This window comes from Streptomyces sp. NPDC127092, from assembly GCF_042722475.1.
In the GTDB taxonomy this organism is placed as follows: domain Bacteria; phylum Actinomycetota; class Actinomycetes; order Streptomycetales; family Streptomycetaceae; genus Streptomyces.
The window spans coordinates 815-27,289 of the sequence record NZ_JBHXFE010000065.1; the positions used below are offsets into that span (position 1 = coordinate 815).

Annotated in this window: 24 protein-coding genes and 1 pseudogene; 13 read left to right on the forward strand and 12 right to left on the reverse strand. The window is 73.2% G+C overall.

The window, feature by feature from the left end; translation table 11 throughout:
- Positions 1-80 precede the first annotated feature (80 nt).
- Complete coding sequence (locus ACFWJO_RS34995; RefSeq protein WP_386871857.1) at positions 81-740, reverse strand: class F sortase; 660 nt, start codon at positions 738-740, stop codon at positions 81-83.
- A gap of 392 nt (positions 741-1,132) precedes the next feature.
- On the opposite strand from ACFWJO_RS34995, the gene ACFWJO_RS35000 reads away from it, so the two are divergent.
- Positions 1,133-1,660: a hypothetical protein gene (locus ACFWJO_RS35000; protein WP_386871858.1), complete on the forward strand. Its 528-nt coding sequence runs from the start codon at positions 1,133-1,135 to the stop codon at positions 1,658-1,660.
- 123 nt (positions 1,661-1,783) lie between these two features.
- Here the strand turns inward: ACFWJO_RS35000 and ACFWJO_RS35005 are convergent, their stop codons facing one another.
- From ACFWJO_RS35005 to ACFWJO_RS35015, 3 genes are all read right to left on the reverse strand, one after another.
- Positions 1,784-2,344: a hypothetical protein gene (locus ACFWJO_RS35005; protein ID WP_386871859.1), complete on the reverse strand. Its 561-nt coding sequence runs from the start codon at positions 2,342-2,344 to the stop codon at positions 1,784-1,786.
- 167 nt (positions 2,345-2,511) lie between these two features.
- Positions 2,512-3,276, reverse strand: a complete 765-nt coding sequence (locus tag ACFWJO_RS35010) for a hypothetical protein (protein ID WP_386871861.1) — start codon at positions 3,274-3,276, stop codon at positions 2,512-2,514.
- 24 nt (positions 3,277-3,300) lie between these two features.
- On the reverse strand, positions 3,301-3,906 hold the full coding sequence (locus tag ACFWJO_RS35015; RefSeq protein ID WP_386871863.1) for a hypothetical protein: 606 nt from the start codon (positions 3,904-3,906) through the stop codon (positions 3,301-3,303).
- Between the two features lie 506 nt (positions 3,907-4,412).
- On the opposite strand from ACFWJO_RS35015, the gene ACFWJO_RS35020 reads away from it, so the two are divergent.
- Both ACFWJO_RS35020 and ACFWJO_RS35025 read left to right on the forward strand, forming a co-directional pair.
- On the forward strand, positions 4,413-5,225 hold the full coding sequence (locus ACFWJO_RS35020) for an SAM-dependent methyltransferase (RefSeq protein ID WP_386871865.1): 813 nt from the start codon (positions 4,413-4,415) through the stop codon (positions 5,223-5,225).
- Positions 5,222-7,399, forward strand: coding sequence for a putative bifunctional diguanylate cyclase/phosphodiesterase (locus ACFWJO_RS35025; RefSeq protein WP_386871867.1), 2,178 nt, complete (start codon positions 5,222-5,224; stop codon positions 7,397-7,399). Before ACFWJO_RS35020 ends, ACFWJO_RS35025 begins: the two co-directional genes overlap by 4 nt.
- Before the next feature lie 71 nt (positions 7,400-7,470).
- Here ACFWJO_RS35025 and ACFWJO_RS35030 read toward each other — a convergent pair whose 3' ends face one another.
- The gene (locus tag ACFWJO_RS35030) at positions 7,471-8,364 is read right to left on the reverse strand and encodes a LysR family transcriptional regulator (RefSeq protein ID WP_386871869.1); all 894 of its coding nucleotides are present in this window, start codon (positions 8,362-8,364) and stop codon (positions 7,471-7,473) included.
- A gap of 95 nt (positions 8,365-8,459) precedes the next feature.
- Between ACFWJO_RS35030 and ACFWJO_RS35035 the strand changes: the two genes are divergently transcribed.
- From ACFWJO_RS35035 to ACFWJO_RS35050, 4 genes are all read left to right on the forward strand, one after another.
- A complete protein-coding gene (locus ACFWJO_RS35035) occupies positions 8,460-9,185 on the forward strand; it encodes a succinate dehydrogenase (RefSeq protein WP_386871871.1) in 726 nt (241 codons plus the stop codon).
- A gap of 1 nt (position 9,186) precedes the next feature.
- A complete protein-coding gene (locus tag ACFWJO_RS35040; RefSeq protein ID WP_386871873.1) occupies positions 9,187-11,130 on the forward strand; it encodes a fumarate reductase/succinate dehydrogenase flavoprotein subunit in 1,944 nt (647 codons plus the stop codon).
- Positions 11,127-11,876, forward strand: a complete 750-nt coding sequence (locus tag ACFWJO_RS35045) for a succinate dehydrogenase/fumarate reductase iron-sulfur subunit (protein WP_386871874.1) — start codon at positions 11,127-11,129, stop codon at positions 11,874-11,876. The genes ACFWJO_RS35040 and ACFWJO_RS35045 overlap by 4 nt, the downstream gene beginning before the upstream one ends.
- Before the next feature lie 162 nt (positions 11,877-12,038).
- Positions 12,039-12,872 carry a class II glutamine amidotransferase gene (locus ACFWJO_RS35050; RefSeq protein WP_386871876.1) on the forward strand — a complete coding sequence of 278 codons (834 nt, stop codon included), beginning with the start codon at positions 12,039-12,041 and terminating at the stop codon, positions 12,870-12,872.
- A gap of 34 nt (positions 12,873-12,906) precedes the next feature.
- On the opposite strand, the gene ACFWJO_RS35055 is transcribed toward ACFWJO_RS35050, so the two are convergent.
- Complete coding sequence (locus tag ACFWJO_RS35055) at positions 12,907-13,761, reverse strand: helix-turn-helix domain-containing protein (protein ID WP_386871878.1); 855 nt, start codon at positions 13,759-13,761, stop codon at positions 12,907-12,909.
- A 116-nt stretch (positions 13,762-13,877) separates the two neighbouring features.
- Between ACFWJO_RS35055 and ACFWJO_RS35060 the strand changes: the two genes are divergently transcribed.
- Complete coding sequence (locus ACFWJO_RS35060) at positions 13,878-14,432, forward strand: YceI family protein (RefSeq protein ID WP_386871880.1); 555 nt, start codon at positions 13,878-13,880, stop codon at positions 14,430-14,432.
- Positions 14,433-14,450: 18 nt separating this feature from the next.
- Here the strand turns inward: ACFWJO_RS35060 and ACFWJO_RS35065 are convergent, their stop codons facing one another.
- Positions 14,451-16,835, reverse strand: coding sequence for an ATP-binding cassette domain-containing protein (locus ACFWJO_RS35065; RefSeq protein WP_386871882.1), 2,385 nt, complete (start codon positions 16,833-16,835; stop codon positions 14,451-14,453).
- A gap of 126 nt (positions 16,836-16,961) precedes the next feature.
- Here ACFWJO_RS35065 and ACFWJO_RS35070 point away from each other — a divergent pair, with 126 nt between their 5' ends.
- Positions 16,962-17,450, forward strand: coding sequence for a hypothetical protein (locus ACFWJO_RS35070; protein WP_386871884.1), 489 nt, complete (start codon positions 16,962-16,964; stop codon positions 17,448-17,450).
- A gap of 33 nt (positions 17,451-17,483) precedes the next feature.
- Here the strand turns inward: ACFWJO_RS35070 and ACFWJO_RS35075 are convergent, their stop codons facing one another.
- Positions 17,484-17,699 (reverse strand): dodecin, encoded by a 216-nt coding sequence (locus tag ACFWJO_RS35075; RefSeq protein ID WP_385689262.1) that lies wholly within the window; start codon positions 17,697-17,699, stop codon positions 17,484-17,486.
- A 241-nt stretch (positions 17,700-17,940) separates the two neighbouring features.
- Here ACFWJO_RS35075 and ACFWJO_RS35080 point away from each other — a divergent pair, with 241 nt between their 5' ends.
- The 3 genes and pseudogenes from ACFWJO_RS35080 to ACFWJO_RS35090 all read left to right on the forward strand — a co-directional run.
- Positions 17,941-19,188: an extracellular solute-binding protein gene (locus tag ACFWJO_RS35080; protein WP_386871886.1), complete on the forward strand. Its 1,248-nt coding sequence runs from the start codon at positions 17,941-17,943 to the stop codon at positions 19,186-19,188.
- A gap of 250 nt (positions 19,189-19,438) precedes the next feature.
- Positions 19,439-20,272 carry a GNAT family N-acetyltransferase gene (locus ACFWJO_RS35085; protein ID WP_386871888.1) on the forward strand — a complete coding sequence of 278 codons (834 nt, stop codon included), beginning with the start codon at positions 19,439-19,441 and terminating at the stop codon, positions 20,270-20,272.
- Positions 20,273-20,493: 221 nt separating this feature from the next.
- Positions 20,494-20,874, forward strand: a pseudogene (locus ACFWJO_RS35090) (lysophospholipid acyltransferase family protein); the annotation flags it as partial.
- Between the two features lie 230 nt (positions 20,875-21,104).
- Here ACFWJO_RS35090 and egtD read toward each other — a convergent pair.
- From egtD to egtA, 4 genes are read right to left on the reverse strand one after another with little or no spacing between them, the layout of a single operon-like run.
- Positions 21,105-22,091 (reverse strand): L-histidine N(alpha)-methyltransferase, encoded by a 987-nt coding sequence (egtD, locus tag ACFWJO_RS35095; protein WP_386871890.1) that lies wholly within the window; start codon positions 22,089-22,091, stop codon positions 21,105-21,107.
- Positions 22,088-22,840, reverse strand: coding sequence for an ergothioneine biosynthesis protein EgtC (gene egtC, locus ACFWJO_RS35100; RefSeq protein WP_384409574.1), 753 nt, complete (start codon positions 22,838-22,840; stop codon positions 22,088-22,090). The genes egtD and egtC overlap by 4 nt, the downstream gene beginning before the upstream one ends.
- Complete coding sequence (gene egtB / locus ACFWJO_RS35105) at positions 22,840-24,156, reverse strand: ergothioneine biosynthesis protein EgtB (protein WP_386871893.1); 1,317 nt, start codon at positions 24,154-24,156, stop codon at positions 22,840-22,842. The genes egtC and egtB overlap by 1 nt, the downstream gene beginning before the upstream one ends.
- On the reverse strand, positions 24,153-25,421 hold the full coding sequence (gene egtA, locus ACFWJO_RS35110; RefSeq protein ID WP_386871895.1) for an ergothioneine biosynthesis glutamate--cysteine ligase EgtA: 1,269 nt from the start codon (positions 25,419-25,421) through the stop codon (positions 24,153-24,155). The genes egtB and egtA overlap by 4 nt, the downstream gene beginning before the upstream one ends.
- 164 nt (positions 25,422-25,585) lie before the next feature.
- On the opposite strand from egtA, the gene ACFWJO_RS35115 reads away from it, so the two are divergent.
- The gene (locus tag ACFWJO_RS35115) at positions 25,586-26,440 is read left to right on the forward strand and encodes a TIGR02452 family protein (protein WP_386871897.1); all 855 of its coding nucleotides are present in this window, start codon (positions 25,586-25,588) and stop codon (positions 26,438-26,440) included.
- Positions 26,441-26,475 lie beyond the last annotated feature (35 nt).

Here is a 26,475-nt window from a genome sequence, read left to right on the forward strand (position 1 = left end):
GCACCTCCTCGGTGCCGGGGCCCGCCGCCTTGCGGACCGCTCTTGGGGACCGCCCGTGGGGACCGTCTTGCGGACAGGCCCTAGCGGAAGCCGACCATCCGGGCGAAGACCACCACGTTGCCGTCGTAACCGTGGGCGCGCGAATAGCCGCCGCCGCACGTGATCACCCGCAGCTCCGGCTGGCCGGTGTCCCCGTACACCTGGACGCCGGGGAAGGCGTTCTTCGCGAAGACCTCGACCCCGTAGATCTCGAACACGGCCACCCGGCCGTCGTACCGGTCGACCTCGATGTGCTGGCCCTGCTGCAAGGAGCCGAGTCCGTAGAACACCGCGGGCCCCGCCAGGTTGTCGACGTGCCCCACGATGACGGAGGTGCCGCGCATGCCGGGTGCGATGCCGTTCTGGTACCAGCCGGCGAGGTTGGACTCCTCCGGCGGCGGGGCGGCGACCCAGCCGTTGTCGTCCAGGCCCACGTCCATGAGCGGGGCCGCCACCCGGATGGCCGGGATCCTGATGCGTGACGCGGGGGCGAACGGCAGCTCCGGGGCGGCGGCGGCCGTGGGGGCCGGGGCGACCGGTCGCGCGACCGGCCGCGCTGCCGCGGAGGGCTGCGGCGGGCCGGACTCGAAGCCCACCCCGTTGCGCATTATCGCCAGGCCGGACAGCATGACGAGAGCCAGCGCGCCCCAGGGTTGGCGTCTCCTGGCGGCGTCGAAGAGGCTGAAGTCCTTGGGGCTCATGGTTCTCCCTTGGTGGCGTCACGGGAACGGTAAGGGCGCCGAGGCGATCCGGCGCGCCGGGCGGGGCGAACGGGTGGTGGCCGGAGGAGCGGCCCGCGATCGCCGCCCCGGACGCGGGCTCCTCGCGCGGCTTCCGCACGGGCGCAGGGGGCCCTGGGCCCGGCGGAACGGGTGACCTGCCATCCGAGTAATCGTCAGATCATCGTTCTGACGTCATGTGACCTGCGGATCCGTCAGATTCCCCACTCGTTCGGCCGGTGCCGTCCCTCACCGGACCGGCCCAAGGCCGACGTGCGAAGGTCCTTCCGTTTTGTGATGGTTCGTCACGGAAGGCGTACTCGTCGAATCGCCCGGAGCACCGCTTTGGGGCGCCTTCCACTGGAGGTTCAACCATGCGTGCTGCACGCACTCTGGCGGTGACGGCGACCGCGTTCGCGGCGCTCGGGCTCGCTGCCCCCCTCGCCACCGCCACCAACGGGCCCAGCAGCGTGACCGTCGGCTCCTTCCAGGCCCCCAAGGGTGGCGACAACTCCAATGTCACCGTCTCCCCCTTCGCGGTCCACCAGGGTGCGCTTCTCCTGGTCACCACCCGGGACTGCGCCGCGGGCACGGTCTCGTCCGCGGCCTTCCCGTCCGGCACCCTCTCGGGCTCCAACCAAGGGTTCTCCACTGTCAGCGTCCGCATCTACAACAACGCCACGCCCGGCCTGCACACCCTGACCGCCACCTGCGTCAACGGCCGGAAGCTCACGACGCAGTTCCGCGTGCTGGCCGGCCAGGGTGCGGCGGGCGGTCTGGGCGGCTCGCTCGCCCCGACCTCCACCGAGATGGCCGTGGGTGGCAGCCTCGTGGCCGCCGCCGCGCTGGGCGGGGGTCTGTTCATCGCCCGCCGGCGCCGCATGTCCGGCGCGGGGGTCTGACCGGCCGAACCTCCCGGTCGGCCCGCAACGCCCGTCGCCCCCGAGTCCTTTCCGGGACTCGGGGGCGACGGGCGTTCCGTGGGTCTTCCTGCTTCGCCGGCGGGCGGGCACCCCGCCGCGCCGTCAGTGGCGTCGGCCGTCGGACGACGACCGGCGGCGGATCACGAGGACGAGGCCGACGGCCGAGGCGAGCACCATGCCCCCACCGGCCGCGAGGGTCCAGGCGTCGGTCGAGTCGAACGAGCCGCCCAGACCGCCCTGCACCCCGCGCGGGGTGGTGAGCACGGTCGACAGGGCCGTGGGCGTCGGGGTCGTGCCGCCGCTGATGGTGAGGTCGACGGTGCCCTGCACGCCTCCGGTGCAGTTGAACGACACCGTGTACACGGCGCCGCGCTTGGCGTCGATGTCCACGGTGGCGGTGGCCGTCGAGCCGGGAGGGATGGTGACGGTGTCGAAGATGCCGGCCGAGGCCATCGCCGTGCTCGCGCAGCCGGGCGCGCTGAGCGCGACCCGGCCGCCGGGAGCGACGACCCCGGGAGACACGACGAAATCGCCCGCTTGCTTCGCTCGGGGCGCCCGGGGGTTCGGCGCCGGGGCGCCGTCGGCGGCGACGGCGAGGGGGGCGGCCAGGGCGAGGGTGGCCGCCCCCAGCAGAGCGGTGGACGCGGCACGTATCGCGCGCATGGTGGATCCTCCGGGTCCCCGAGGCGCAGCCGCGGAAGGCTATCCGCGAAAAGGCAGGACATACGCCTCGATGCCCGAAACGCTAGGAGCCCTCTATCACAGCCGCGATCCGAGACGCGCGAATGGGGCACCAAGGTCACCCGATCGGACCGCACGCGGACCCCTGCTCAGTCCGCGAGCTGCGGGAACAGGTCGACGAACGGCGCTGAGGTGGCCGCGATGCCGCGGCTGAACGGCGCGTCGAAGTCCCAGATCAGAAAGAGCAGGAAGGCGATCAGGGCGCTGAAGAGGCCGGCCAGCAGCACCTCCCGCCCGGTGCGCCTGATCTGCAGCGTGAAGATCAGGCCCACCGTCACGAGGGCACCGATGATGAGCCCGAACCACACCACGCCCGGCATCGTCGGCCCGGCGTTCTGCCCGCGGGACCCTCGGGCGTCGTCGGCGACCGCGACCTGGTCGACGAGCGGCTGGTAGGCCTGCCCCTCGAAGTCGTTGGCGGGCTGGTAGTCGGTCACGCTGCGGCGCACCTTCTCCAGGAGCTCCGTGCCCCTCTCGCTCAGCGCGTCGTGCTCCGCCATGTACGGGAACTCGTCCTCGACCACGTACCGGACGTACGCGTCGACGTCGGCCCGGATCCGCTCCCGGGTGGCGAGCGGGTACACCTCGACCCGCTCCGAGATCTCGTGCATGGCCTGCGCCTCCTGGCGGACGGTCTCCTGGGCGGCGCTGCGTGCCTCCCACACGCCGGCGATGGCGAGGCCGAGGACGATCGCGTACACCACGCCGATCATCATCGTCATGTACTCGATGACGTCCGGGGTCTCGTTGGGGTCGTCGTCCTCGGGGAGCCTGCGGTGGTTGATGACGACGATGGTCAGCACGACGGCGCACGCGGCGGCCATCGCGATGGTGAGAACTACCCATTCGGACAAGGGTTTTCCTCCGGTGACACGGTCTCAGCGGGAACGGGGGCGCAGGATCGCGGTCGCGAGCACTGCGGGGGCGGTGACCAGCAGGGTCGTGGTGAGCACGTTCGGCGAGCTCTTGGGCTTGACCCGGGCCGTGCGCCGGTAGTGCGGCAGGGCGACCGGGGCCGTGGGCCGGGCGCGCGGGGCGGGCGCCGGGGACGGCCTCCGTGGCTCCGGCTCCGGCTCGGGCGGAACCGGCGCGGGGATCGGCCGCACAGGCTCCGGCGCCGGGGCGGGCCGGGGCGGGGGAGTGGTCCGCACGGGCGGCGGAGGCTCCGGGGGCTTCGGCTTCGGCGGGGGCTTCGGGGTGGGTTTCGGCTGTGGCTTGGGTGGCTTGGACGGGTGCGGTGGATGGGGCGGGTGCGTGGGGTGCGGGGGATGGGTGGGGTGCGGGGGGTGCGTGGGGAAGCAGCGGCCCGAACCCGCGACCGCCACTCCGCTCGACCCGCCGGGACCGGTCGACGCCCAGGCGCAGGCGTCGGCGGCCACGGGCGCCGCCGGGGCGGCGAGCAGCCACACCAGCGCCCCGGCCGCCAGCGGGCGCGCCAGTCGCTTCCGGTAGCGGGAGAACCCGTGCTGAGGCAAGAGAGACACGCCGAGCAGCATGATCACGCGGGTGGCCCGGCCGGGCCGGAACGGCCCCCGATTCCCCGGATGGAGCGGATCTGGGCGTGCAGTGGTTTGACGTTTCCGCCGACTCTGTCGTCTCACGCGTGGCCCAACGCGCCAAGGCCCCTGTCGTTGCGGGGGATTCACGGGGAATGGCCGGAATCAAGGATTCCGGCGAGTCGCGGGCCGGACCGGGTGGAACGAACTGGCCGGTAGTCGCCGTCCGTTGGGTACGGTTCTCCCCATCCCGCGGCCTCCGGGCTGCGTCGGGAGCGCCGTAGGAGCGGCGCACGGCCATATGCACGTGAATTTGCACGACCTGAAGGCGTGAAGTCTTCGTTACCCGCAGCACGTGCCAATGGCGTGTGACCAAGAACGGATCGCGAATTTCCGTTTCTACTCGCTCTCTCGGCGGGCGATCAGTAGCCTCAGCTCGAACGTAGGCCGCGAACACATGGCCGCATCCCCGTGGCGACTTGTTGGAGACTTTGATGGAGCGTCCCGCCTGGGCCCCGCCGGGTATCGATATTTCGGTGCCGAGCGTGTCCCGTATGTACGACTTCTATCTGGGCGGCTCGCACAATTTCGAAGTGGACCGGGAAGCGGCCCGCAAGGCCATGGAGTTCCTGCCGGGGCTCCCCAAGATCATGCAGGCGAACCGTGCCTTCATGCGCCGGGCCGTCCGGCACGCCGTGGACGAGGGCGTCACCCAGTTCCTCGACATCGGCTCCGGCATACCCACGTTCGGCAACGTGCACGAGGTCGCCCAGGCCGCCAGCGCCGAGGCCCGTGTGGTCTACGTCGACCACGACCCGGTCGCCGTCGCCCACAGCCGCGCCGTGCTCGAGGGCGACGACCGCACGGCCGTGGTCGCCGCCGACCTGCGCAAGCCCCGCGAGATCCTGCACAGCCCCGAGGTCGGCGAACTGCTGGACCTGGACCGGCCGGTGGCCCTCCTGCTCGTCGCCGTGCTCCACTTCCTGGAGGACGCGGACGAGCCGCAGGCCGCCGTCGCCGAGCTCCTGGACGGGCTGGCGCCCGGCAGTCTCGTCGTCCTCACCCACGCCTCCTACGAGGGCATCCCGGTGTCCGAGGAGCGGGCGGGCGGCGCCGTCGGCGTCTACCGCGACATCCGCAACCCGCTCGTGATGCGCTCGCGCGAGGAGATCACGCGCTTCCTCGACGGGACCGAGATCGTCGAACCGGGCGTCGTACCGATGCCGCTGTGGCGGCCCGACAGCCTGGACGAGGAGGAGGATCCGTACTCCTTCTCCGGGTTCGCAGGGGTGGGGCGCAAGGCGTGAAGGTGCCGTCCCAGCCTGCCGGTTCCGTCGCCAACGCGGACGGACCGGAGGACAGACTCAGGCGGTTCGTGACCATCTGGAGCCGCGCCGTGTTCCCGGTCACCGCCACCTCGATGACCCGTCAGGAGTTCGAGCGGCACCTCCTGCCGCCCGCCCGGGAGCTGTGCGACGCGCTGCACGCCCGGCCCTTCGACACGACTCCCGGGCACCGCGTCGGCCAGGCCCTGGTGGCCGCCCACTGCACCGACCCGGACGCGCTCTCCCGCAGCCTCGGCGTCGTCGACGCCTATCTGGTGCTCTACTGCGGCGACGAGCAGGAGACCGACGCCGAGGAGCTGCGGGCCCGCTGCTCCCGGCTCCAGCACGCCATGGCCGCCGGCTTCGCCCAGGCCCTGCGCGAACGCACCCTCGCCGAGCAGGAGTCCATCGCGCACTCCGCGCTGTCCGCGCGCAGCGCCGCCGAACTCGCCCTGCACGCCACCGAGAGCCGCTTCCGGGCGGTCTTCGACGGCGCCGCGATCGGCATCGGCATCGCGGACCTCGACGGCAACGTCCTGGAGGTCAACGAGACCCTCACCCGGATGTTCGGCGGCCTGGAGCAGACCGTCACCAGCAGGAACATCCTCGAGTGGGCCCACCCCGAGGACGGCCCGCACGTCTGGCGGCTGTACGACGAGCTGGTGCGCGGCGAGCGCGAGTCGTACCGCGTCGAGAAGCCGTACTACCGCGGTGACGGCACCGTCCTGTGGACCAACCTCACCGTCTCGCTGCTGCGCGACGCCGCCGGCGCCCCGCAGTACCAGCTGGCGCTCATGGAGGACACCACCGAACGGCGGCTGCTCAACCTGCGGCTGCGGTACGAGGCCACCCACGACGCCCTCACCGGGCTGCCCAACCGGACCCTGTTCTTCGAGCGCCTGGAGAAGACGCTGTCGCCCGGCGGCGAGAGCCGCTTCGGCCTCGCCTACCTCGACCTCGACGGCTTCAAGGTCATCAACGACAGCCTGGGTCACTCCACCGGCGACCGGCTGCTCGTCGAGGTCGCGGACCGGCTGCAGAGCTGCGTCACCGCACCCGGCGAGATGGTCGCCCGGCTCGGCGGCGACGAGTTCGTCGCCCTCACCACCGGGCCCGGCAGCGAGCGGCAGGTCGCCGAGCTCGCCGACCGGATGCTCGCCGCCCTCGCCACCCCGATCAGCATCGACGGCCGCGAACTGACCGTGCGCGGCAGCGTCGGCGTGGTGGAGGGACCGGCCGGCGAGCGCACCCCGGCCGAGGTGCTGCGCAGCGCCGACATCACCATGTACCGGGCCAAGTCGGCCGGTGGCAACCGCTTCGAGTACGCGGACGAGGAGGCCGACGCGCGGGCCATCACGCGGCACGGGCTGACCACCGCGCTGCCCGCCGCCCTGGAGCGCGGCGAGTTCTTCATCGAGTACCAGCCGCTGGTGCACCTCGGGGACGGCAGCGTGCACGGCGCCGAGGCGCTCGTCCGCTGGTGCCACCCGCAGCACGGCGTGCTCGGCCCCGACCGGTTCATCCCGCTCGCCGAGAACACCGGTCTCATCGTGCCGCTCGGCCGCTGGGTACTCCAGGAGGCGGTGCGCCAGGCCCGGTTCTGGCAGGACGAGGCGCCCGGCGGCCACCCCGCCACCGGCCCGCTGCGGATCAACGTCAACCTCTCGCCGACCCAGCTGCACCACCCCGGCCTGGTCGCCGAGACGGTCGACGTCCTGGAGCGCTCCGGCCTCGAACCCGGCGCGCTGTGCCTGGAGGTGACGGAGTCCGCGCTGATCGGCGCGGACGACGACCTGCTGAAGCCGCTGCGGCAGCTCGCCGAGATGGGCGTGGACATCGCGCTCGACGACTTCGGCACCGGCTACTCCAACTTGGCCAACCTGCGCCGGCTCCCGGTGAGCGTCCTCAAGCTGGACCGTTCCTTCACCCAGGGCATGCAGCAGCACCCGGCCGACCCGGTCGACATCAAGATCGTCGAGGGGATCGTGCAGCTCGCCCACAGCCTGGAGCTCGCGGTCACCGTCGAGGGCGTGGAGACCGGCGCCCAGGCCCAGCAGCTGCGCGAACTCGGCTGCGACACGGCCCAGGGCTGGTACTACGCCCGCCCCGGAGCCCCGGACCGCATCCGCTCACTGGCCTTGGTGGACGCGGTGTAAGCCCCCCCCCGACGCCTGCGTGGCGGCGCCCCGGGCGGGACGCTTACGGGGCGGCGCCCCGGCGGGACGGCCTACGCGGCAGCGCCCCGGCGGGTCGCCATCAGCAGTTTCTGCAGTTCGCGCGCCGCTCGTGGCGGTGCCACGTCGCTGCGGTGGGCCAGCGCGATCGTCCGGCGCAGGCCCGGCCGCGCCAGGGCCGTGACCCGCAGGTCGCGGCCCGCCCGGGCGGCCACCATCGCCGGGACCACGGCGAGGCCGAGCCCGGCCCGTACGAAACCGAGGACGGCGTCCAGCTCGCCTCCCTCGACCGTGAACGAGGGCTCGAAGCCCTCGGCCCGGCAGGCCGCCACGGTCAGCTCCCGCAGGTCGTAGCCGTGCCGGAACATCACCAGCGGCTGGTCGCGCAGATCCGCGATGCGCACGGGCCGGCGCGGCGCGGGCGCCGAGGCCGAGGACACGACCACCAGGTCCTCGGTCAGCAGCTCCACCGTGGTCAGGGCCGGCGAGGGCGTCGGCAGCGGCAGCACCACCAGCGCCAGGTCCAGCGCTCCGCGCGCCAGCTCACGCACCAGGTCGTGCGAGCCGCCCTCCTCGATGAGGAGACTGATCCCCGGGTGCAGGTCGTGGAAGGCGCGCAGCACGTCCGGCAGCAGACCGGTGCACAGGCTCGGCGTCGCCCCGAGCCGCACCCGGCCCCGCCTGAGCTGCACCAGCTCCTGCACCTCGTGCCGGGCGGTGTCGGTGTCGGCGAGGATCCGGCGGGCCAGCGGCAGCAGCGCCTCGCCCGCGTCGGTGAGGGCGATGTTGCCCCGGGCCCGGCTGAACAGCTCCGCGCCCAGCTCCTGCTCCAGCGCCTTGATCTGCTGCGACAGCGAGGGCTGCGAGACGTGCACGCGCTCGGCGGCCCGGGTGAAGTGGCGGGTCTCGGCGACGGCGACGAAATAGAGGAGCTGCTGGAACTGCATGCTCCCAGCCTACCCCGCTCCATAGGATACGCCTATGGAGATCAGCCGAACCATGTCTTGGACCACTCGGGCCCTTCGCCCCTACCGTCGCTCACATGGCTCTGGCAACCAAGTCCGGACGGACCACCGCCCGGCCCCCCGCCGCCGCGCCCACCCGCGGCTTCTGGGCGTCGACCCTCGGCAAGAAGACCGTGATGGCCGCGAGCGGCCTGATCATGCTCGCCTACCTCGTCGCCCACGTCACGGGCAACCTGAAGGTCTTCTTCGGCCCCGAGGAGTTCAACGGCTACGGCCACTGGCTGCGCGTCATGGGCGCCCCCGTCCTGCACCACCAGTGGGGACTGTGGATCGCCCGCGTCGTGCTGCTCACCGCCGTCGTCGCGCACGCCGTCTCCGCGTACCAGCTCAGCAGGCGCGACATCAAGGCCCGCCCTACCGCGTACGTCCACCGCCGCAAGGGATCCTCCTACGCGACCCGCACCATGCGCTGGGGCGGCGTCATCCTCGGCCTGTTCATCGTCTGGCACGTCCTCGACCTGACCACCGGCACCGTCCATCCCGGAGGCTTCGAGGAGGGCAGGCCCTACCAGAACGTCGTCGACACCTTCTCCACCTGGTACGGCAACGTCATCTACATCGTCGCCATGCTCGCCGTGGGCCTCCACGTCCGGCACGGGTTCTGGAGCGCCGCCCAGACCCTCGGCGTCGGCAACGCCCGGCGCGAACGCGCCCTCAAGTTCCTGGCCAACGCCCTCGCGCTCGTCCTGACCGCGGGCTTCATCGCCGTACCCGTCGGCGTCATGACCGGAGTGGTGAGCTGACATGACCTCCCTCGACTACCGCGTGGGCGAGCCGATCGCCGACACCAAGGCCCCCGAAGGGCCGATCGCCGAACGCTGGGACACCCGCCGCTTCCAGGCGAAACTGGTCAACCCCGCCAACCGCCGCGGCCACCGCGTCATCGTCGTCGGCACCGGCCTCGCCGGCGGCTCCGCCGGCGCCACCCTCGCCGAACAGGGCTACCAGGTCGTCCAGTTCTGCTTCCAGGACTCGCCGCGCCGCGCCCACTCCATCGCCGCCCAGGGCGGCATCAACGCCGCCAAGAACTACCGCAACGACGGCGACTCCATCCACCGCCTCTTCTACGACACCGTGAAGGGCGGCGACTTCCGCGCCCGCGAGTCCAACGTCCACCGCCTCGCCCAGATCTCCGTCGAGATCATCGACCAGTGCGTCGCCCAGGGCGTGCCCTTCGCCCGCGAGTACGGCGGCCTCCTCGACACCCGCTCCTTCGGCGGCGTCCAGGTCTCCCGCACCTTCTACGCCCGCGGCCAGACGGGCCAGCAGCTGCTGCTCGGCGCCTACCAGGCGCTGTCCCGGCAGATCGCCGCCGGCAACGTCGAGATGCACCCGCGCACCGAGATGCTCGACCTCATCGTGGTCGACGGCCGGGCCCGCGGCATCGTCGCCCGCGACCTGATCACCGGGCGGATCTCCACCCACTACGCCGACGCGGTCGTCCTCGCCACCGGCGGCTACGGCAACGTCTTCTACCTGTCCACCAACGCCATGAACTCCAACGCCACCGCCGTGTGGCGGGCCCACCGGCGCGGCGCGTACTTCGCCAACCCCTGCTTCACCCAGATCCACCCCACCTGCATCCCGCGCACCGGCGACCACCAGTCCAAGCTCACCCTGATGAGCGAGTCGCTGCGCAACGACGGCCGCATCTGGGTGCCCAAGGCCCAGGGCGACACCCGCCCCGCCAACGAGATCCCCGAGGACGAGCGCGACTACTACCTGGAGCGCATCTACCCCTCCTTCGGCAACCTCGTCCCCCGCGACATCGCCTCCCGCGCCGCCAAGAACGTCTGCGACGAGGGCAGGGGAGTGGGCCCGGGCGGCCAGGGGGTCTACCTCGACTTCGCCGACGCCATCCGGCGGATGGGCCGGGCCAGGGTCGAGGAGAAGTACGGCAACCTCTTCGACATGTACGAGCGGATCACCGCCGAGAACCCGTACGAGGTCCCGATGCGGATCTACCCCGCCGTGCACTACACGATGGGCGGACTCTGGGTCGACTACGACCTCCAGACCACGATCCCCGGGCTCTTCGCCATCGGCGAGGCCAACTTCTCCGACCACGGCGCCAACCGGCTCGGCGCCTCCGCCCTCATGCAGGGCCTCGCCGACGGCTACTTCGTGCTCCCGGCCACCATCAACGACTACCTGGCCCGCCACCCCCACGGCGAACCCGTCACCGACGACCACCCCGCCGTACGGGAGGTCCTCGCCGAGACCGAGGACCGGCTCCACCTCCTCCTCGCCGTCGACGGCGACCGCACGCCGGACTCCTTCCACCGTGAACTCGGCGAGGTGATGTGGGAGTTCTGCGGCATGGCCCGCACCGAGGCCGGACTGCGCAAGGCGCTGCGCCGCATCCCGGAGATCCGCGAGGAGTTCTGGCGCCGCATCAAGGTCCCCGGCACCGGCGAGGAGTTCAACCAGTCCCTGGAGAAGGCCAACCGGATCGTCGACTACCTGGAGCTCGCCGAGCTCATGTGCCTCGACGCCCTCCACCGCGAGGAGTCCTGCGGCGGCCACTTCCGCGAGGAGTCCCAGACGCCGGACGGCGAGGCCGCGCGCCGCGACGAGGAGTTCGCGTACGCGGCGGCCTGGGAGTTCGGCGGGGCGGACGCGCCCGTCCTGCACAAGGAAGCCCTGACCTTCGAATACGTCCACCCCACCCAGCGGAGCTACGCATGAGGCTCAACCTGCGCGTCTGGCGCCAGAAGAACGGCGACGCCGAGGGCGCCATGGCCACCTACGAGGTCGACGGCATCTCGCCCGACATGTCCTTCCTGGAGATGCTGGACACCCTCAACGAAGAGCTCATCCTGCGCGGCGAGGACCCCGTCGCCTTCGACCACGACTGCCGCGAGGGCATCTGCGGCGCGTGCAGCCTCGTCATCAACGGCGACGCCCACGGTCCCGAGCGGACCACCAGCTGCCAGCTGCACATGCGGTCCTTCCGCGACGGCGACACCATCGACGTCGAACCCTGGCGCGCCGCGGCCTTCCCGGTCGTCAAGGACCTGGTCGTCGACCGCTCGGCCTTCGACCGGATCATCCAGGCCGGCGGCTACGTGAGCGTCCCCACCGGCTCCGCGCCCGAGGCGCACGCCACGCCGGTCCCCAAGGCCGACGCCGACGCCGCCTTCGAGCACGCCGAGTGCATCGGCTGCGGCGCGTGCGTCGCCGCCTGCCCCAACGGCTCGGCCATGCTCTTCACCTCGGCCAAGGTCAACCACCTGAACGTGCTGCCGCAGGGCGCGCCCGAGCGCGAGACCCGCGTCCTCGACATGGTCGCGCAGATGGACGCCGAGGACTTCGGCGGCTGCACCCTCACCGGAGAGTGCGCCACCGCCTGCCCCAAGGGCATCCCGCTGCCGTCGATCGCGGCCATGAACAAGGAGTGGCTGCGGGCGAGGAGGAAGGCCGGCCGGTCCTAGGGGCTGTCCGCCGGATCCGCTGTCCGCCGGATCAGGGCCGGACAGGCCCTGGACCGCCTCTCACGGCTCACGGATCTCGGCCTGGCCCCGCACCGGCTCGCGTGGCGCCCGGCGGTGAGCGGGCCGAGAATGAAAGGGCCGGACGGGATCAGGTGATGACGCATGTGCCGATGGCTCGCGTACTGGGGAACCCCCGTGCTCCTCGACACCATCCTCTACAAACCCGAACACTCCCTGATCGACCAGAGTCTGCACTCCAAGCTGGGGGTGGAGACCACCAACGGCGACGGATTCGGCGTCGGCTGGTACTCGCCCGAGAACGACACCCCCGCGCTGCTCCGGGACGTCGGCCCCGCCTGGAACAACCGCAACCTTCGCGAGCTCGCGGACCACGTCAGGTCCCCGCTGTTCTTCGCCCACATCCGGGCGTCGACCGGGACGGCGGTGCAGCAGTCCAACTGCCACCCGTTCCGGCACGGGCGCTGGATGTTCATGCACAACGGCGCCATCAACGGCTTCCACCTCATCCGCCGTGAACTCACCCTGCTCGTCTCCCCCGAGCTGTACGCCGACATCGAGGGCACGACGGACTCGGAAGTGATGTTCTACCTGGCCCTCACCTTCGGCCTCGACCAGGACCCGCCCGCCGCCGTCGCGCGGATGGCGGGAGTCGTGGAACGCGTCGGCCGCGCCCACGGCATCGAGTACCCGCTCCAGATGACGCTCGCCGTCACCGACGGCGAGCGCGTCTGGGCCTTCCGCTACTCCAGCGCCCAGGCCTCGCGCTCGCTGTTCTACAGCAGCCGCGTGGAGGCGCTGCGCCGGCTCCATCCCGACGTCGCCTTCCTGCGGGACCTGTCCGAGGAGAGCCGCCTCATCGTCTCCGAACCCCTCGGCAATCTGCCCGGCGCGTGGAACGAGGTCCCGGAGAACAGCTACGGCGTCGTCCAGCCCGGCACCGACGAACTGCACCGCTTCGCCCCGGCGGCGGTCTGACGAGCGTGTCCGTACGCCGGACCGGCCAACGGGGTCAGGCACCCACCGCCCGCAGGGTGCCCGGGCGGCGGCCGACCAGGCGGTCGAGGGCCGCGGAGCTCGCCTCGTCCGCCGGCAGGTGCACGAGAACGTGCTGGGCGTCGGTCTCCGCCAGTTCGAGCACCTCGTACGCGAGCCGCAGCTCGCCGGCCTCCGGGTGCACCACGCGCTCGGTGCCCGAGCGGGTGCGCAGCAGGCCGCCCGCGGCCAGCCGGTCCGAGAACGGCGCGCCCGCCGTCACGGTCAGCTCCCGGGCCAGGTCCGCCGTGTACGGATCGCCCAGGGACACGCCGTACGCCATCGCGGCCACCAGCTGGTCGGCGACCACGTCCCAGTCAGGGTACGCCTCCCGGGCCCGCGGATCGGTGAAGACGAAGCGCAGCAGGCTCGGCGGATCGCCGTCCAGGATCCCCAGCGGGCCCGCGAGCCGCTCGTAGCCCTCGGTGTACGCGACGATCTCGCCCAGCATGTTCACCACCGCCGCCGGGGTCGAGCCGAGCCGGTCCAGCAGCGCCCGCACCGTGGGCCGCACCTCACGGGAGGGACGCGGCGCCGCCTGGCACATGTGCCCGTGCCCCTGGAGCTTCGAGAGCCGGCGCAGATGCACCCGGGCGTCGAGCGGCAGTTTCAGCGCGTCGCTGAGCGCGCCGAGCACCTGCGCCGACGGGTTGCGGTCCCGGCCCTGCTCCAGGCGGGCCAGGTACTCCACACTGATGCCGGCGAGCATCGCCAGCTCCGCCCGGCGGAGCCCCGGGGTGCGCCGTCGCGGCCCCGCCGGAAGCCCGACCTCCGCGGGTGACAGCGCCTCGCGGCGGGCGCGCAGGAACGCCCCGATCTCGTTGTCGCTCATCCCCCGATCGTACGAGCGGACCGCCCGCGGAGGGTGGCCCTGTCACTACCAGGCTCCGCCACTACCCGCATCGGCGCGGCCTTCCTCGCCGTACGGCGGGCGGTGATCGTGGAGCCATGAGCACTGAGACGCAGAACACCGCTCCGACCACCCTCCCGCTGATCCCGGGCCGCTGGCCCTTCGACCCGCTGCACTCCTCCGTCGGATTCACCATCCGCCACCTCGGCATCTCCAAGGTCCGCGGCCGCTTCGACGAGTTCACCGCCGAACTCGTCGTCGGCGAGACCCTGGAGGACTCCTCGGTCACCGCGACCGTGCGGCTCGCCTCGATCGACACGGGCAACGCCGACCGCGACGCCCATGTCCGCGCCCCCGACCTGCTCGACGTGGAGAAGCGGCCCACGATGACCTTCCGGTCGACCCGGATCGCCGGGGCGGGCGAGGACTGGACCCTGGAGGGCGAGCTCACCATCGGCGACGTGACCCGGCCCGTCACCTTCGACGTCGAGTTCGGCGGCGTCGTGGACGTGCCGGTGGACGGCAGCCGGCATGCGGGCTTCGACGCGACCGGGGAGTTCCGGCGCAGCGACTTCGGCCTCGACTTCGCGCCCGGCATCCTCGGCGACGTGATCAAGGTGGGTCTGGAGCTCCAGTTCGTCGAGCCCAGGTAGTCACCGGCACGGGGTGGTTCACGCCTGGAGCCGGGCCGCGAGGAAGCGCGCGGTCCGGCTCCCCGCCGCCCGGGCCACCTCCGCCGGCGTTCCCTCGGCCACGATCCGGCCGCCCTCGTCACCGCCGCCCGGCCCCAGGTCGAGAACCCGGTCGGCGGTCGCCACCACGTCCATGTCGTGCTCGACCACCACCACGGTGTGCCCGCCGTCCACCAGGCCGTGCAACTGGCGCATCAGCACCTCCACGTCGGCCGGGTGCAGCCCCGTCGTCGGCTCGTCCAGCACGTACAGGGTGTGCGCCCGGCGCGGCCGCTGCAGCTCGGCGGCCAGCTTGACGCGCTGCGCCTCGCCGCCGGACAGCTCCGTCGCCGGCTGGCCGAGCCGCAGATACCCCAGACCGACGTCGAGCAGTGTGCTCAGCGCGCGCGCCGCCGCCGGGGTCCCGGCGAAGAACTCCGCGGCCGCCTCCACCGTCAGGTCGAGCACCTCCGCGATCGTCCGTCCCCGCAGCCGCACCTCCAGCGTCTCCGGGTTGTAGCGGGCCCCGTGACAGTCCGGGCAGGGCGCGTACGTGCTCGGCAGGAACAGCAGCTCCACGGAGACGAAGCCCTCGCCCTGGCAGGTCTCGCAGCGCCCACCCGTCACGTTGAACGAGAACCGCCCCGCCTTGTAGCCGCGCTCCCGCGCCTGCTCCGTCTCCGTGAACAGCTTGCGCACGACGTCGAAGAGCCCGGTGTACGTGGCCAGGTTGGAGCGCGGAGTGCGGCCGATCGGCTTCTGGTCGACCGTCACCACCCGGGACACGTCCGGGCTTTCCTCCGCGGCCTCGGTGAGCGCGCCCACCAGCGTCGACTTGCCCGAGCCCGACACTCCCGTGACCGCCGTGAGCACGCCCAGCGGGAAATCGGCCTCCAGACCGCGCAGGTTGTGCCGGGTCACCGGGCCGACCCGCAGCCGCCCGGAGGCCGTGCGCACCGCGCGCTCCGGCACCGGCGCCCGGTCGAAGAGGAAACGCCGGGTCGCCGAGCCGGCCACCTCCGCGAGCGCCGCGGGCGGGCCGCTGTGCAGCACCCGGCCGCCGTGCTCACCGGCCCGCGGGCCCACGTCCACCAGCCAGTCGGCGTGCCGCACCACGTCCAGGTGGTGCTCGACCACGAACACGGTGTTGCCCGCCGCCTTCAGCCGGTCCAGGACCACGAGCAGCGCCTCCGTGTCCGCCGGGTGCAGTCCCGCCGACGGCTCGTCGAGCACGTACACGACACCGAACAGGCCGGAACGCAGCTGGGTGGCGAGCCGCAGCCGCTGCAGCTCCCCGTTCGACAGCGTCGGCGTCGCCCGGTCCAGGCTGAGATAGCCGAGGCCCAGCTCGGTGACGGTCGCGATCCGCGCCACCAGGTCCGCGGTGAGCACCCGGGCCGTCTCCGGTCCGTCGTGCGCCGTCAGCGCCTTCGCCAGACCGGTCAGCGGCAGCGCCGCCATCTCCGCGATCGTGCGGCCCGCGAACGTCACCGCCAGCGCCTCCGGCCGCAGCCTGCTGCCCCCGCACACCGGGCACGGCGCACTCGTCAGGAAGCGCTCGGCCTTCGCCCGCAGCGTCGCGCTCTTCGAGTCGGAGAAGGTGTGCAGCACATAGCGCCGGGCGCTCGTGTACGTCCCCTGATAAGGGCGTTGGATGCGGTCCGCCTCGCGCACCGGATGGACCGTGACGACCGGCTGCTCGTCCGTGAACAGGATCCACTCGCGGTCCTTCGCGTCGAGCTCCCGCCACGGCCGGTCCACGTCGTACCCGAGCGCGTCGAGCACGTCCCGCAGGTTCTTGCCCTGCCACGCGCCCGGCCAGGCCGCGATCGCCCCCTCCCGGATCGACAACCCGGGGTCGGGCACGAGCAGTTCCTCGCTCGTGCCGTGGACCCGGCCCAGACCGTGGCAGGACGGGCAGGCCCCGGCCGCGGTGTTGGGCGAGAAGGCGTCGGAGTCGAGGCGCTCCGCTCCCGGCGGATAGTCGCCCGCCCGGGAGAACAGCATCCGCAGCGAGTTGGACAGCGTGGTCACCGTGCCCACCGAGGAGCGCGCGTTCGGCGCCGCCCGCCGCTGCTCCAGGGACACCGCGGGCGGCAGCCCGGTGATCTCGCCGACCTTCGGCGCGCCCACCTGGTGGATCAGCCGGCGCGCGTACGGCGCCACCGACTCGAAGTAACGGCGCTGCGCCTCCGCGTAGATCGTGCCGAACGCCAGCGACGACTTGCCCGAGCCGGACACACCCGTGAACACGGTCAGCGCGTCCCGGGGAATGTCGACGTCCACGCCCCGCAGATTGTGCTCACGGGCGCCCCGCACCCGCACGAACGGGTCGTGCGGTGCGGCGGGGCCGAGGGGGAAGAGGTCGGTACCGGTGTCGCGCATCCGCCGATTCTAGGCCCGGCTTGCCGCGTTTGCCCTGGTCAGCCCCGCCGGGCGGGCGAGCGGCCGGCAGCGGCCGGCGTGCGCGGCGCAAGCCGTGGGGAAGGAACGGCCGCCTACGCTGAGGGAGTGATCCGAAACCCCGGGCCCGTGGCCGTCTTCGACCTCGACAACACCCTCGCCTCGACCGCGCACCGCCAGCACTTCCTGGAGCGCCGCCCCCGCGACTGGGACGGCTTCTTCGCCGCCGCGCCCGAGGACCCGCCGCTCGCGGAGGGCGTCGAGCTGTGTCTCCGTACCGCGGAGGAGCGTGACGTCGTCTACCTCACCGGGCGGCCCGAGCGCTGCCGCCGGGACACCCTCGACTGGCTCGCCGCGCACGGGCTGCCCGAGGGACCCGTGCACATGCGGCGCCACCGGGACTTCCGCCCGGCTCGGCAGACCAAGATCGACGTGCTGCGGCGCCTGGAGCGCGAGCGCGGGGTCCACGTCCTCGTGGACGACGACGAAATGGTCTGCGACGCCGCCGAGGCGGCGGGCTTCACCGTGGTGCGGGCCCGCTGGGCGACGGTGTCGGAGGCGCTGAAGGACGCCCAGGAGCGGGAAGGCCGGACCTGACGGGCGTCCCGGTGGGTGTCCTGGGGGACGCCGTCAGGCGCCGTCCTCCAGGCGGAAGCCCACCTTGAGGCCCACCTGGTAGTGCTCGATCGAGCCGTCGACGAGATGGCCGCGCACCTCCGTGACCTCGAACCAGTCGAGGCCGCGAAGCGTCTGCGAGGCCCGTTCGATGCCGTTGCGGATGGCCTGGTCGACGCCCTCGGTGGACGTGCCGACGATCTCGGTGACGCGGTAGGTGTGGTTCGACATGGGAGCCGGACTCCTCTCGGTGCCCTCGGTGGGTTCTTTCCACCGTGCCCCACCCGGCCGGGGTCCGCGACACGTCCGCCGCCGGCCGGCCGGGTGCGGGGCGGCGGGAGGACGAGGTCGTCAGGGACTTGACCCTGCGCATTGGTCCAGACCAGAATCCAGGCCACATACCCGCGCGAACCTCCCGTTCGGTCCCCCCACACGTCGGGTCGGCAACCCTCCCTCGCAGAAGGTGACCTACGTGAAGAACCGCCGTCTCGTCTGTCCGCTGGCAGTCGTCTCCGCCCTCGCCCTCGCCGGCTGCGGGCTCCTTCCGGGCGGCGGGAGCAAGACCCGCACGGTCGACGTGTGGCTGATGCGCGACAGCGTCAGCGACGACTTCCTCCGGAAGTTCACCGAATCCTTCGAGGCCGAGCACGACGGCGTCGAACTGAACGTCACGATCCAGGACTGGACCGGCATCGGGAAGAAGGTCACCGAGGCCGTCGAGGGCCCCGGCGGCCCCGACGTCATCGAGGTCGGCAACACCCAGGTCGCCCAGTACGCCGAGACCGACAAGCTCTACGACCTCACCCTGGAGTCCGTCCGCGACCTCGGCAGCGAGGACTGGCTCCCCGGTCTCGCCGAACCGGGCAGCATCGACGGCGCCCAGTACGGCATCCCGTGGTACGCGGCCAGCCGCATCGTCATCTACAACAAGGAGCTGTTCGCCGAGGCCGGCGTCAAGCCGCCGAAGAGCCGCGACGAGTGGCTCGACGACACCGAGAAGCTCAACGACGACGGCCACCAGGGCATCTACCTCGCCGGACAGGACTGGTACACGCTCTCCGGCTTCATCTGGGAGGAGGGCGGCGACCTCGCCGTCGACAAGGGCGGCGTGTGGGCCGGCGCGCTCGACAGCCCGGCCGCCCTGCGCGGCATGGACCTCTACAAGCGGCTCCAGGCCCTCGGCAAGGGCCCCAAGAACGCCGACGAACAGAACCCGCCGCAGGCCGAGGTGTTCGCCGGAGGCGACGTCGCCCAGATCATCGCCCCGCCCAGCGTCGTCCCGGCCATCCTCAAGGCCAACCCGGCGCTCAAGGACAAGCTCGGCTACTTCCCCATCCCCGGCAGGAAGGCCGGCCGGCCGTGCGTCGTCTTCACCGGCGGTTCCGACCTGATCATCCCGGAGAACGCGCCCGAACGCGCCGCCGCCCTCGACGTGGTCAAGGCCCTCGCGGGCGAGAAGTGGCAGGGCGAACTCGCCCGCGCCATGAACTACGTCCCCAACAAGTCCTCCCTCGCCTCCGTCGTGGCCGGCCAGGAGGCCACCGCCACCATGGCGGCCGCCGCCGCCCGCGGCCGGGCCACGCCCAACTCCCCCCAGTGGGCCGACGTCGAGGCCGACAACCCGATCAAGCCGTACATGACCGCCGTGCTCTCCGGCGAGGACCCGCGGCAGGCCGCCCGGGACGCCTCCGAGGAGATCACCGACGCCCTCGCCGAGTAGTCCGCCGCCACCCCGGGCCCCCGGCCGTCGGACCGCGGCCCGCCCGGCCCCGGCCCGTCCGTCCCGTACCCGTGTCCTGCGGCACCCGGGCGACGCGGCTCGGTCCGCCCACCATTCAGCCCCTCCACACCAACCGGCCCCCGGCCGGTCACGTCGAATCCAGCCGGTCACGGAAGAAACGAGGAGCCGGGCCACCGCTCGCACGGCCCGGCTCCGACCGTCCCCTTCCGTACCGCCGGAGGAGCCCGACATGGCCGCCGTTCCCCTCGTCCAGCCCGTCGCCGAACCGTCGGCCGGGCCCCTCGCCGCCGTCCCCGCCCAGCCGGTGACCGGCGGCGAGCCGCAGCCCCGTTACGTCGTGGGCCTGGCCCGCGACCAGGAGGACGTCCGGGCCGCGCAGCGGCTGCGCCACCTGGTGTTCGCCGGCGAGATGGGCGCCCGCCTCGACGGACCCGAGCCCGGCCTCGACAGCGACGCCTTCGACGCGTACTGCGACCACCTCCTCGTACGCCAGGAGGACACCGGCGAGGTCGTCGGCACCTACCGGGTGCTGCCGCCCGAACGGGCCGCCGTCGCCGGGCGGCTCTACTCCGAGACCGAGTTCGACCTCAGCCGGCTCGACCCGATCCGCCACGACCTGGTCGAGGTCGGCCGCTCCTGCGTCCACCCCGCCCACCGCAACGGCGCCGTCATCGCCCTCGTCTGGGCCGGCCTGGCCCGCTACATGACCCGCACCGGACACAACTGGCTGGCCGGCTGCTGCTCCGTGCCGCTCGCCGACGGCGGCTCCCTCGCCGCCGCCACCTGGGACACCGTCAAGGCCAAGCACCTCGCCCCCGAGGAGTACTGGGTCACCCCGCACCGGCTCTGGACCCCCGACGGCGTCACCCCGGCCGCCGGCACGGGCAGCCGCGCCGAACTGCCGCCGCTGCTCCGCGGCTACCTCCGTCTCGGCGCCTGGGTGTGCGGCGCCCCGGCCCACGACCCCGACTTCGGCGTGGCCGACCTCTACGTGCTGCTCTCGCTGCGCCGCACCAACCCGCGCTACCTGCGCCACTTCCTCTCGCTCGCCCCGGCCCGGTGAACACCCCGGCCGTCTCGCCGTGGCTGCCCACGGCGCCCTGCACACCCGGCCGGTGCGCCGCCCACCCCGGTGCCGCCGCCCCGCGCGGCGGCACCGCGGCCGGTGTGCTCCGGCTGACCGCCGGGCTTGCCGCCGTCCTCCTCGGGGTGCTGCTCTCCCCGCTGGCGGCCCCGCTGCCCGCCGCCGGGCGGCTCCTCCTCGTCCGCCTCTGGTGCCGGGCCGTGCTGCGCGGCTTCGGGGTACGGATCCGGGTCACCGGCCGGCCGGTGCCGGGCCCCGGCCCGCTGCTCGTCGTCGCCAACCACATCTCGTGGCTGGACATCCCGCTCGTCGCGTCCGTCCTGCCGGGCCGGATGCTCGCCAAGCGCGAGGTGCGCGGCTGGCCCGTGCTCGGCCCGCTCGCCGCCCTCGGCGGCACCGTCTTCATCGACCGCGACCGGCTCAGGAGCCTGCCCGGGACCGTGGCCGACATGGCCGCCGCCCTCGCGGCCGGCGGCCGGGTGACCGCGTTCCCGGAGGGCTCCACCTGGTGCGGGCGGGCCCGCGGAGCCTTCCGCCCGGCCGCCTTCCAGGCCGCGCTCGACAGCGGAGCCCGCGTCCAGCCGGTACGGATCGACTACCGGCCGGTCGGCCCCGCCGGTTTCGTCGGCGAGGACACCCTCGGAGCCTCGCTGTGGCGGATCGCCACGACACCCGGCCTCGTCGCCGAACTCCGGGTCCTCGACCCGCTGCCGACGGCACCCGGTACGGACCGGCGCTCCCTCGCCCGTACCGCCGAGGCGGCCGTCGCCCTGACGACCACCACCGCGCGCGGACTCCCCGGCATCCCCGCTCAGCCCACCGCGCCCGGCGCCCGGTCCGCCGTCGCCAGCGACAGCGCGAACCGGCCCTTCTCGTCCGTCCACCAGTGCGACAGCGTGAAACCGGCCTCCGCCAGCTCCGCCCGTACGCCCTCCTGACGGAACTTCGCCGACACCTCCGTCCGCAGCTCCTCGCCCGCCTCGAACGGCACCACCAGGTCGAGCTCCGGGATCTTCACCGCCAGCGCGTGCCGCGCCCGCAGCCGCATCTCGATCCACTCGTGTTCCCGGTCCCACAGCGCCACGTGCTCGAAGTCGTCCGGATCGGCGTCGGCACCCAGCTCACGGTCGACGACCGCCAGCACGTTCTTGTTGAACGCGGCGGTCACCCCGGCCGCGTCGTCGTACGCGGCCACCAGCGTGCCCTCGTCCTTCACCAGGTCCGTGCCGAGCAGCAGGGCGTCACCCCTCGCCAGCATCCGGCGCACCGCCCCGAGGAACACCCGGCGCTCCTCCGGCAGCAGATTGCCGATGGTGCCGCCCAGGAACGCCACCAGTCGCGGCCCCGCCGTCGGCGGCAGCTCCAGACCGTGGGTGAAGTCGGCGACCAGCGCGTGCACCCGCAGCCCCGGCCGCTCGGCCAGCAGCGCCTCGCCCGCGCCCTTCAGCGCCGACTCGCTCACGTCGACCGGCACGTAGACCTCGAGATCGGGCAGCAGCGCGTCGAGCAGGTGTCGGGTCTTCTCCGAGGAGCCCGACCCCAGCTCCACCAGGGTCCGCGCCCCGGTCGCCGCCGCGATCTCCCCGGCCCGGGCGATCAGGATCTCCCGCTCCGCCCGGGTCGGGTAGTACTCCGGCAGCCGGGTGATCTCCTCGAAGAGATCGCTGCCGCGCGCGTCGTAGAACCACTTCGGCGGCAGCTCCTTCGGCGTGCGGGTGAGGCCGTGGAGCACGTCGGCGCGCAGCGCGGCGTCCATGGCGTCCTCGGCGAGGGTACGGGTCAGCTGGAACGGGCTCACGGGGAGAGCTCCTCGATCGGAGTGAGGGCGACGCCGTCGCGGGAGGCGGTGAGGACCGTGCGGTCCGGCACCTCCGTCCAGCCCGGATCGCCGTCGTACGGTTCGGAGGCCACGGCCGTCCGGCCGTGCCCGGTCAGGTACCAGAGCGAGTTCCCCCACGTGGTGGCGGCCACCGTCGTGCCGTCGGTGACCATCAGGTTGAGGCGCGCGCCGGGCGCCGCCCGGTCCACCTCCCGCACGGTGCCGGCCAGCGCGGGACCGGGTGCCGTTCCCGCGCGCAGCCGGTGCAGGGCCAGCGCCCACACCAGCGCCGAGTCGGTGCGCGCCTCCATGGCGAGCAGTTCGGCCGCCGGCAGGGTCGCCGCCAGCGGGACGAGCGAGCCGGGCCAGCCCGGCACGGCGCCGTTGTGGCTGAACAGCCAGCGGTCGGCCGCGAACGGCGCCGCCGCGGCCTCCCCGTCCGCCCCCGGCACGGTGGCGCCGCGCACGGCGGCGAGCAGCGCCCCCGCCCGCACCACGCGGGCGAGGTCGGCGAAGGAGAGGTCGCCCCAGATCGGCGCCGCCCGCCGGTAGCGGGCGGGCACCGGATCGCCCTCCGCGTACCAGCCGACGCCGAACCCGTCGGCGTTGACCACCCCGCTGCTCTGCGTACGCGGCGCCCAGGACTGCCGCTCCAGGGAGTGCGGCGGGCGCAGCAGCAGCTCGCCGAGCGCCACCGGCGGCCCCACGTACGCGAGGTGACGGCACATCAGGCCGGCTCCGCGTCGCGTGCGGTGCGGAAGCCGGAGAAGATCTGCCGGCGCACCGGCAGGTCCCAGTTGCGGAAGGTGCCCCGGCAGGCCACCGCGTCGACGGCGAACGAACCGCCGCGCAGCACCTTGTGCTCGGGTCCGAAGAACACCTCCGAGTACTCCTTGTACGGGAAGGCGCGGAAGCCCGGGTACGGCAGGAAGTCGCTCGCCGTCCACTCCCACACGTCACCGATCAGCTGGCGCACGCCCAGCGGCGAGGCACCCTCCGGAAAGCTCCCGGCCGGCGCCGGCCCCAGGTGCCGCTGCCCCAGGTTCGCGTGCTCGGGCCGGGGATCGTCGTCGCCCCACGGGTAGCGGCGCGACCGGCCGGTCGCCGGGTCGTGACGAGCGGCCTTCTCCCACTCCGCCTCGGTGGGTAGCCGGCGCCCGGCCCAGCGGGCATAGGCGTCCGCCTCGTACCAGCTGACGTGCAGCACCGGCTCGTCCTCGGCGACCGGCCCGGTCACGCCGAAGCGCCTGCGCAGCCACTGGCCGCCCTCGTGCCGCCAGAACAGCGGTGCCTCGATGCCGTGTTCGCGGATCTGCGCCCAGCCCTCCGGTCGCCACCAGCGCTCGTCGTGGTAGCCGCCGTCCGCCATGAACGCCTGGTACGCGCCGTTGGTGACGGGCGCGGTGTCGATGAGGAACGACCGCACGATCCGGGTGTGCGCGGGCCGCTCGTTGTCGAGCGCCCACGGCTCGTCCGAGGTGCCCATGGTGAACGGACCGCCCGGAACGAGGACTTCACGCGTTTCCGGTGGCTCGGACACGGTCGCCGGCGGCGCGGGAGCGAAGAGCGCCGGAGGGCCCTTGCGGAGCTGATGGGTGATCAGCATGGTCTCGTCGTGCTGCTGCTCGTGCTGGGCGATCATCCCGAACGCGAAGGCCGCGTCCACCAGCGGCCGGCCCTCCAGCCGGGTGGAGTCCAGCACCCCCAGGACCCGGTCCCGCACGTCCGCCGCGTACGCCCGCGCCTCGGCGGGAGCCAGCAGCGGCAGCGAGGGCCGGCTCGCGCGCGGGTGCTCGAACGCGTCGTACATCGAGTCGATCTCGGGCCGCAGCGCCTCACGGCCGGCGACCGCCCGCCACAGCCACTGCTCCTCCTGGTTGCCGATGTGCGCCAGGTCCCACACCAGCGGGGACATCAACGGCGAGTGCTGGGCGGTCAGTTCGGCGTCCTCCACGCAGGAGGTGAGCAGTGCCGTCCGCGCCCGCGCCGTGCTCAGCGCCGCCACCGCCCGCCGCCGCAGCGCCGTCTCGTCCAGCCCGGTCATGACGCCACCTCGAGGAGCTCGTCGGCCGGACAGCCGCCCGGCACCACGTACCGTCCGTGGAACGCGGCCACCGCGCCCACCACCGCCGGCGTCGCCCCCGTCCTGGGCAGCGCCTCCAGGGCGGCCTCGAACACGGTCAGCGCCGTCGCGTGCAGCAGCGGGTCGGTCAGACCGTCCCTGGCCGCCGTCCGCCACAGCGGGTTGCGCGGGGCGGGGCCGTCGCCGGCGAGCGGCGCCAGCGGCAGCACCGCCCGGTACGCCGCCTCGGCGGCCGCGGGGTCCTCGAAGAGGGCGGTAGTGACCGCGATGGGCACCATCCAGCCGTCGGTGCCCGGCTGCGCGTCGATCATCCTCAGCTCCAGATGCCCGCGCGGCCGCACCGGCGGGAAAAGGGTGGTCAGGTGGTACCGCAGGTCGTCCGCGTCCGCCCGGCGCGGCGCCCCCGTCCGCAGCCACTCCCGGAACGACAGGCCCTCCGGCACCGCCCACGGCCCCTGCGGAGTCCGTACGCACATCACCGGGGTGTCCAGGACGTGCGCCGCCCACTCGGCGCGCGGCTCCCCGTCCGGCGGCGGTGCGAGCGCCCGCGTGGGGTCGAGGTCCGTCCACAGCGCCTGCCGGGTGGACCGCCAGCCGGTCCGCCGCCCGCCGTGCACGGGCGAGTTGGCGAAGGCCGCGACGAGCACCGCGCCGAGCAGGTGGGCGAGCCGCCAGCGCCTGCGGTAGCCGAGCGGCCCGTCGTCGTCGAGGCCGGCGTCGAGACAGACCTGCACGGAGGCCGACTCGCACATCATGGCCCGTCCGGACGGCCCGTTCCTGCCGAGCGCGCGCTCCATGGCGTCGTAGCGCGGTTCGTGCAGCACGCGGGCGCGGGGCGCGAGCCACGGGTCGACGCCGTAGCCGCTGAGGCCGAGTCCGAGCGGGGCGAGCGCCTCCCGCACCGCCCGCAGGTCGGCGGCGAGCGAGTCCAGGCACTCCATGAGGGAGGCGGCGGGCGGCGAGCTGAGCTCCAGCTGCCCACCGGGTTCGAAGGTGAGGGCCGCCACCAGCGGCAGGGCCCGGACGGTGTCGATCGCCGCGGCCAGCCGGCCCGGCGGAACGGGAAGACGGGGATCACGCAGTTCGTGGACGAGCCATTCCAGCTCGGCCCCGACCGTGCGCGGCGGGCCCGTCTTGAAACAGATGCATCGCAGCAGGTCCTCGGCATCCTCCTCGGTCAGAGGAGAACCGCCCCGGGGTATGCCGCCCGACGACGGAGTCGTCATCGCTCCACCTCCTGGGTAAGCGCTGCTTCCACCTAAAGCCACCCGGCACGGGCGTGCAAGAGCGCCTTTCACGGCACGACGGCGGGCCGCCGCGACCTCCGCGGCCCCGTTCCGCCCCTAATTCCGTTGCCGCCCGGTGAGCGGGTCGATCATGCTTTCGGGTCATGAGCGCACGACTGCGGGCCCTCGCCCGTGAGAACGAGCGGATCGTCGCCGAGGGCCGCTACACGGCGCCCGGCGGACGGACCGTCCCCCTCGCCGAGCAGCTGACCGCCGCCTGCGAAGGCACCCGCCTGTACGGCCCCGAGCCCGTCCCGGTCACACCCGACCGCGACCGTACGGCCACGATCCGCGTCACCGGCGAGAGCAGCCTCGCCGCGGCCCGGCGGATGCTCCGCGAGGACGCCTCCGCGCCCGTGGCCGTCCTCAACTTCGCCTCCGCTCGCAACCCCGGCGGCGGCTACCTGAACGGCGCCCAGGCGCAGGAAGAGGCCCTGTGCCGCTCCTCCGCCCTCTACGACACGCTGCTGCGGGCACCCGCCTACTACGAGCACCACCGGGGCGACCGGGACGTCTTCTACACCGACCGGGTGATTCACTCGCCCGCCGTCCCCGTGTTCCGCGACGACCGCGGCACCCTGCTCGACGAGCCCTTCGCCGTCGGCTTCCTCACCTCGCCCGCGCCCAACGCCGGAGTGATCCGGCGACGCACGCCCGAGCTGGCCGACCGCGTCCCCGCCGCCCTCGCCTCCCGCGCCGAGCGGGTCCTCGAGACCGCCGCCGCGAACGGCTACCGCCGGCTCGTCCTCGGCGCCTGGGGCTGCGGGGTCTTCCAGAACGACCCGGCCGTGGTCGCGGGCGCGTTCAAGGCCCTGCTCACCGGCGACGGCCGGTTCGCCGGCCACTTCGACGAGGTCGTCTTCGGCGTCCTCGACCGCACCCGCGACCGGGCGACGCTCGGCGCCTTCCGCCGGGTCTTCGGCCAGGAGGACCAGGGGCATGGAGGCCGCACGGCCTGACATGCGGCGTCCATGCCCCCGTGCGAGCCTGGAAC

Coding starts and splice junctions, on each gene's coding strand:
- ACFWJO_RS35085 (WP_386871888.1), top strand. CDS start 19,439: ATGGCCGCCGTTCCCCTCGTCCAGCCCGTCGCCGAACCGTCGGCCGGG.
- ACFWJO_RS35055 (WP_386871878.1), bottom strand. CDS start 13,761: ATGAGCGACAACGAGATCGGGGCGTTCCTGCGCGCCCGCCGCGAGGCG.
- ACFWJO_RS35050 (WP_386871876.1), top strand. CDS start 12,039: ATGTGCCGATGGCTCGCGTACTGGGGAACCCCCGTGCTCCTCGACACC.
- ACFWJO_RS35000 (WP_386871858.1), top strand. CDS start 1,133: ATGCGTGCTGCACGCACTCTGGCGGTGACGGCGACCGCGTTCGCGGCG.
- ACFWJO_RS35040 (WP_386871873.1), top strand. CDS start 9,187: ATGACCTCCCTCGACTACCGCGTGGGCGAGCCGATCGCCGACACCAAG.
- ACFWJO_RS35060 (WP_386871880.1), top strand. CDS start 13,878: ATGAGCACTGAGACGCAGAACACCGCTCCGACCACCCTCCCGCTGATC.
- ACFWJO_RS35030 (WP_386871869.1), bottom strand. CDS start 8,364: ATGCAGTTCCAGCAGCTCCTCTATTTCGTCGCCGTCGCCGAGACCCGC.
- ACFWJO_RS35045 (WP_386871874.1), top strand. CDS start 11,127: ATGAGGCTCAACCTGCGCGTCTGGCGCCAGAAGAACGGCGACGCCGAG.
- egtA (WP_386871895.1), bottom strand. CDS start 25,421: ATGACGACTCCGTCGTCGGGCGGCATACCCCGGGGCGGTTCTCCTCTG.
- egtB (WP_386871893.1), bottom strand. CDS start 24,156: ATGACCGGGCTGGACGAGACGGCGCTGCGGCGGCGGGCGGTGGCGGCG.
- ACFWJO_RS35005 (WP_386871859.1), bottom strand. CDS start 2,344: ATGCGCGCGATACGTGCCGCGTCCACCGCTCTGCTGGGGGCGGCCACC.
- ACFWJO_RS35035 (WP_386871871.1), top strand. CDS start 8,460: ATGGCTCTGGCAACCAAGTCCGGACGGACCACCGCCCGGCCCCCCGCC.
- egtC (WP_384409574.1), bottom strand. CDS start 22,840: ATGTGCCGTCACCTCGCGTACGTGGGGCCGCCGGTGGCGCTCGGCGAG.
- ACFWJO_RS34995 (WP_386871857.1), bottom strand. CDS start 740: ATGAGCCCCAAGGACTTCAGCCTCTTCGACGCCGCCAGGAGACGCCAA.
- ACFWJO_RS35065 (WP_386871882.1), bottom strand. CDS start 16,835: ATGCGCGACACCGGTACCGACCTCTTCCCCCTCGGCCCCGCCGCACCG.
- ACFWJO_RS35075 (WP_385689262.1), bottom strand. CDS start 17,699: ATGTCGAACCACACCTACCGCGTCACCGAGATCGTCGGCACGTCCACC.
- ACFWJO_RS35115 (WP_386871897.1), top strand. CDS start 25,586: ATGAGCGCACGACTGCGGGCCCTCGCCCGTGAGAACGAGCGGATCGTC.
- ACFWJO_RS35020 (WP_386871865.1), top strand. CDS start 4,413: ATGGAGCGTCCCGCCTGGGCCCCGCCGGGTATCGATATTTCGGTGCCG.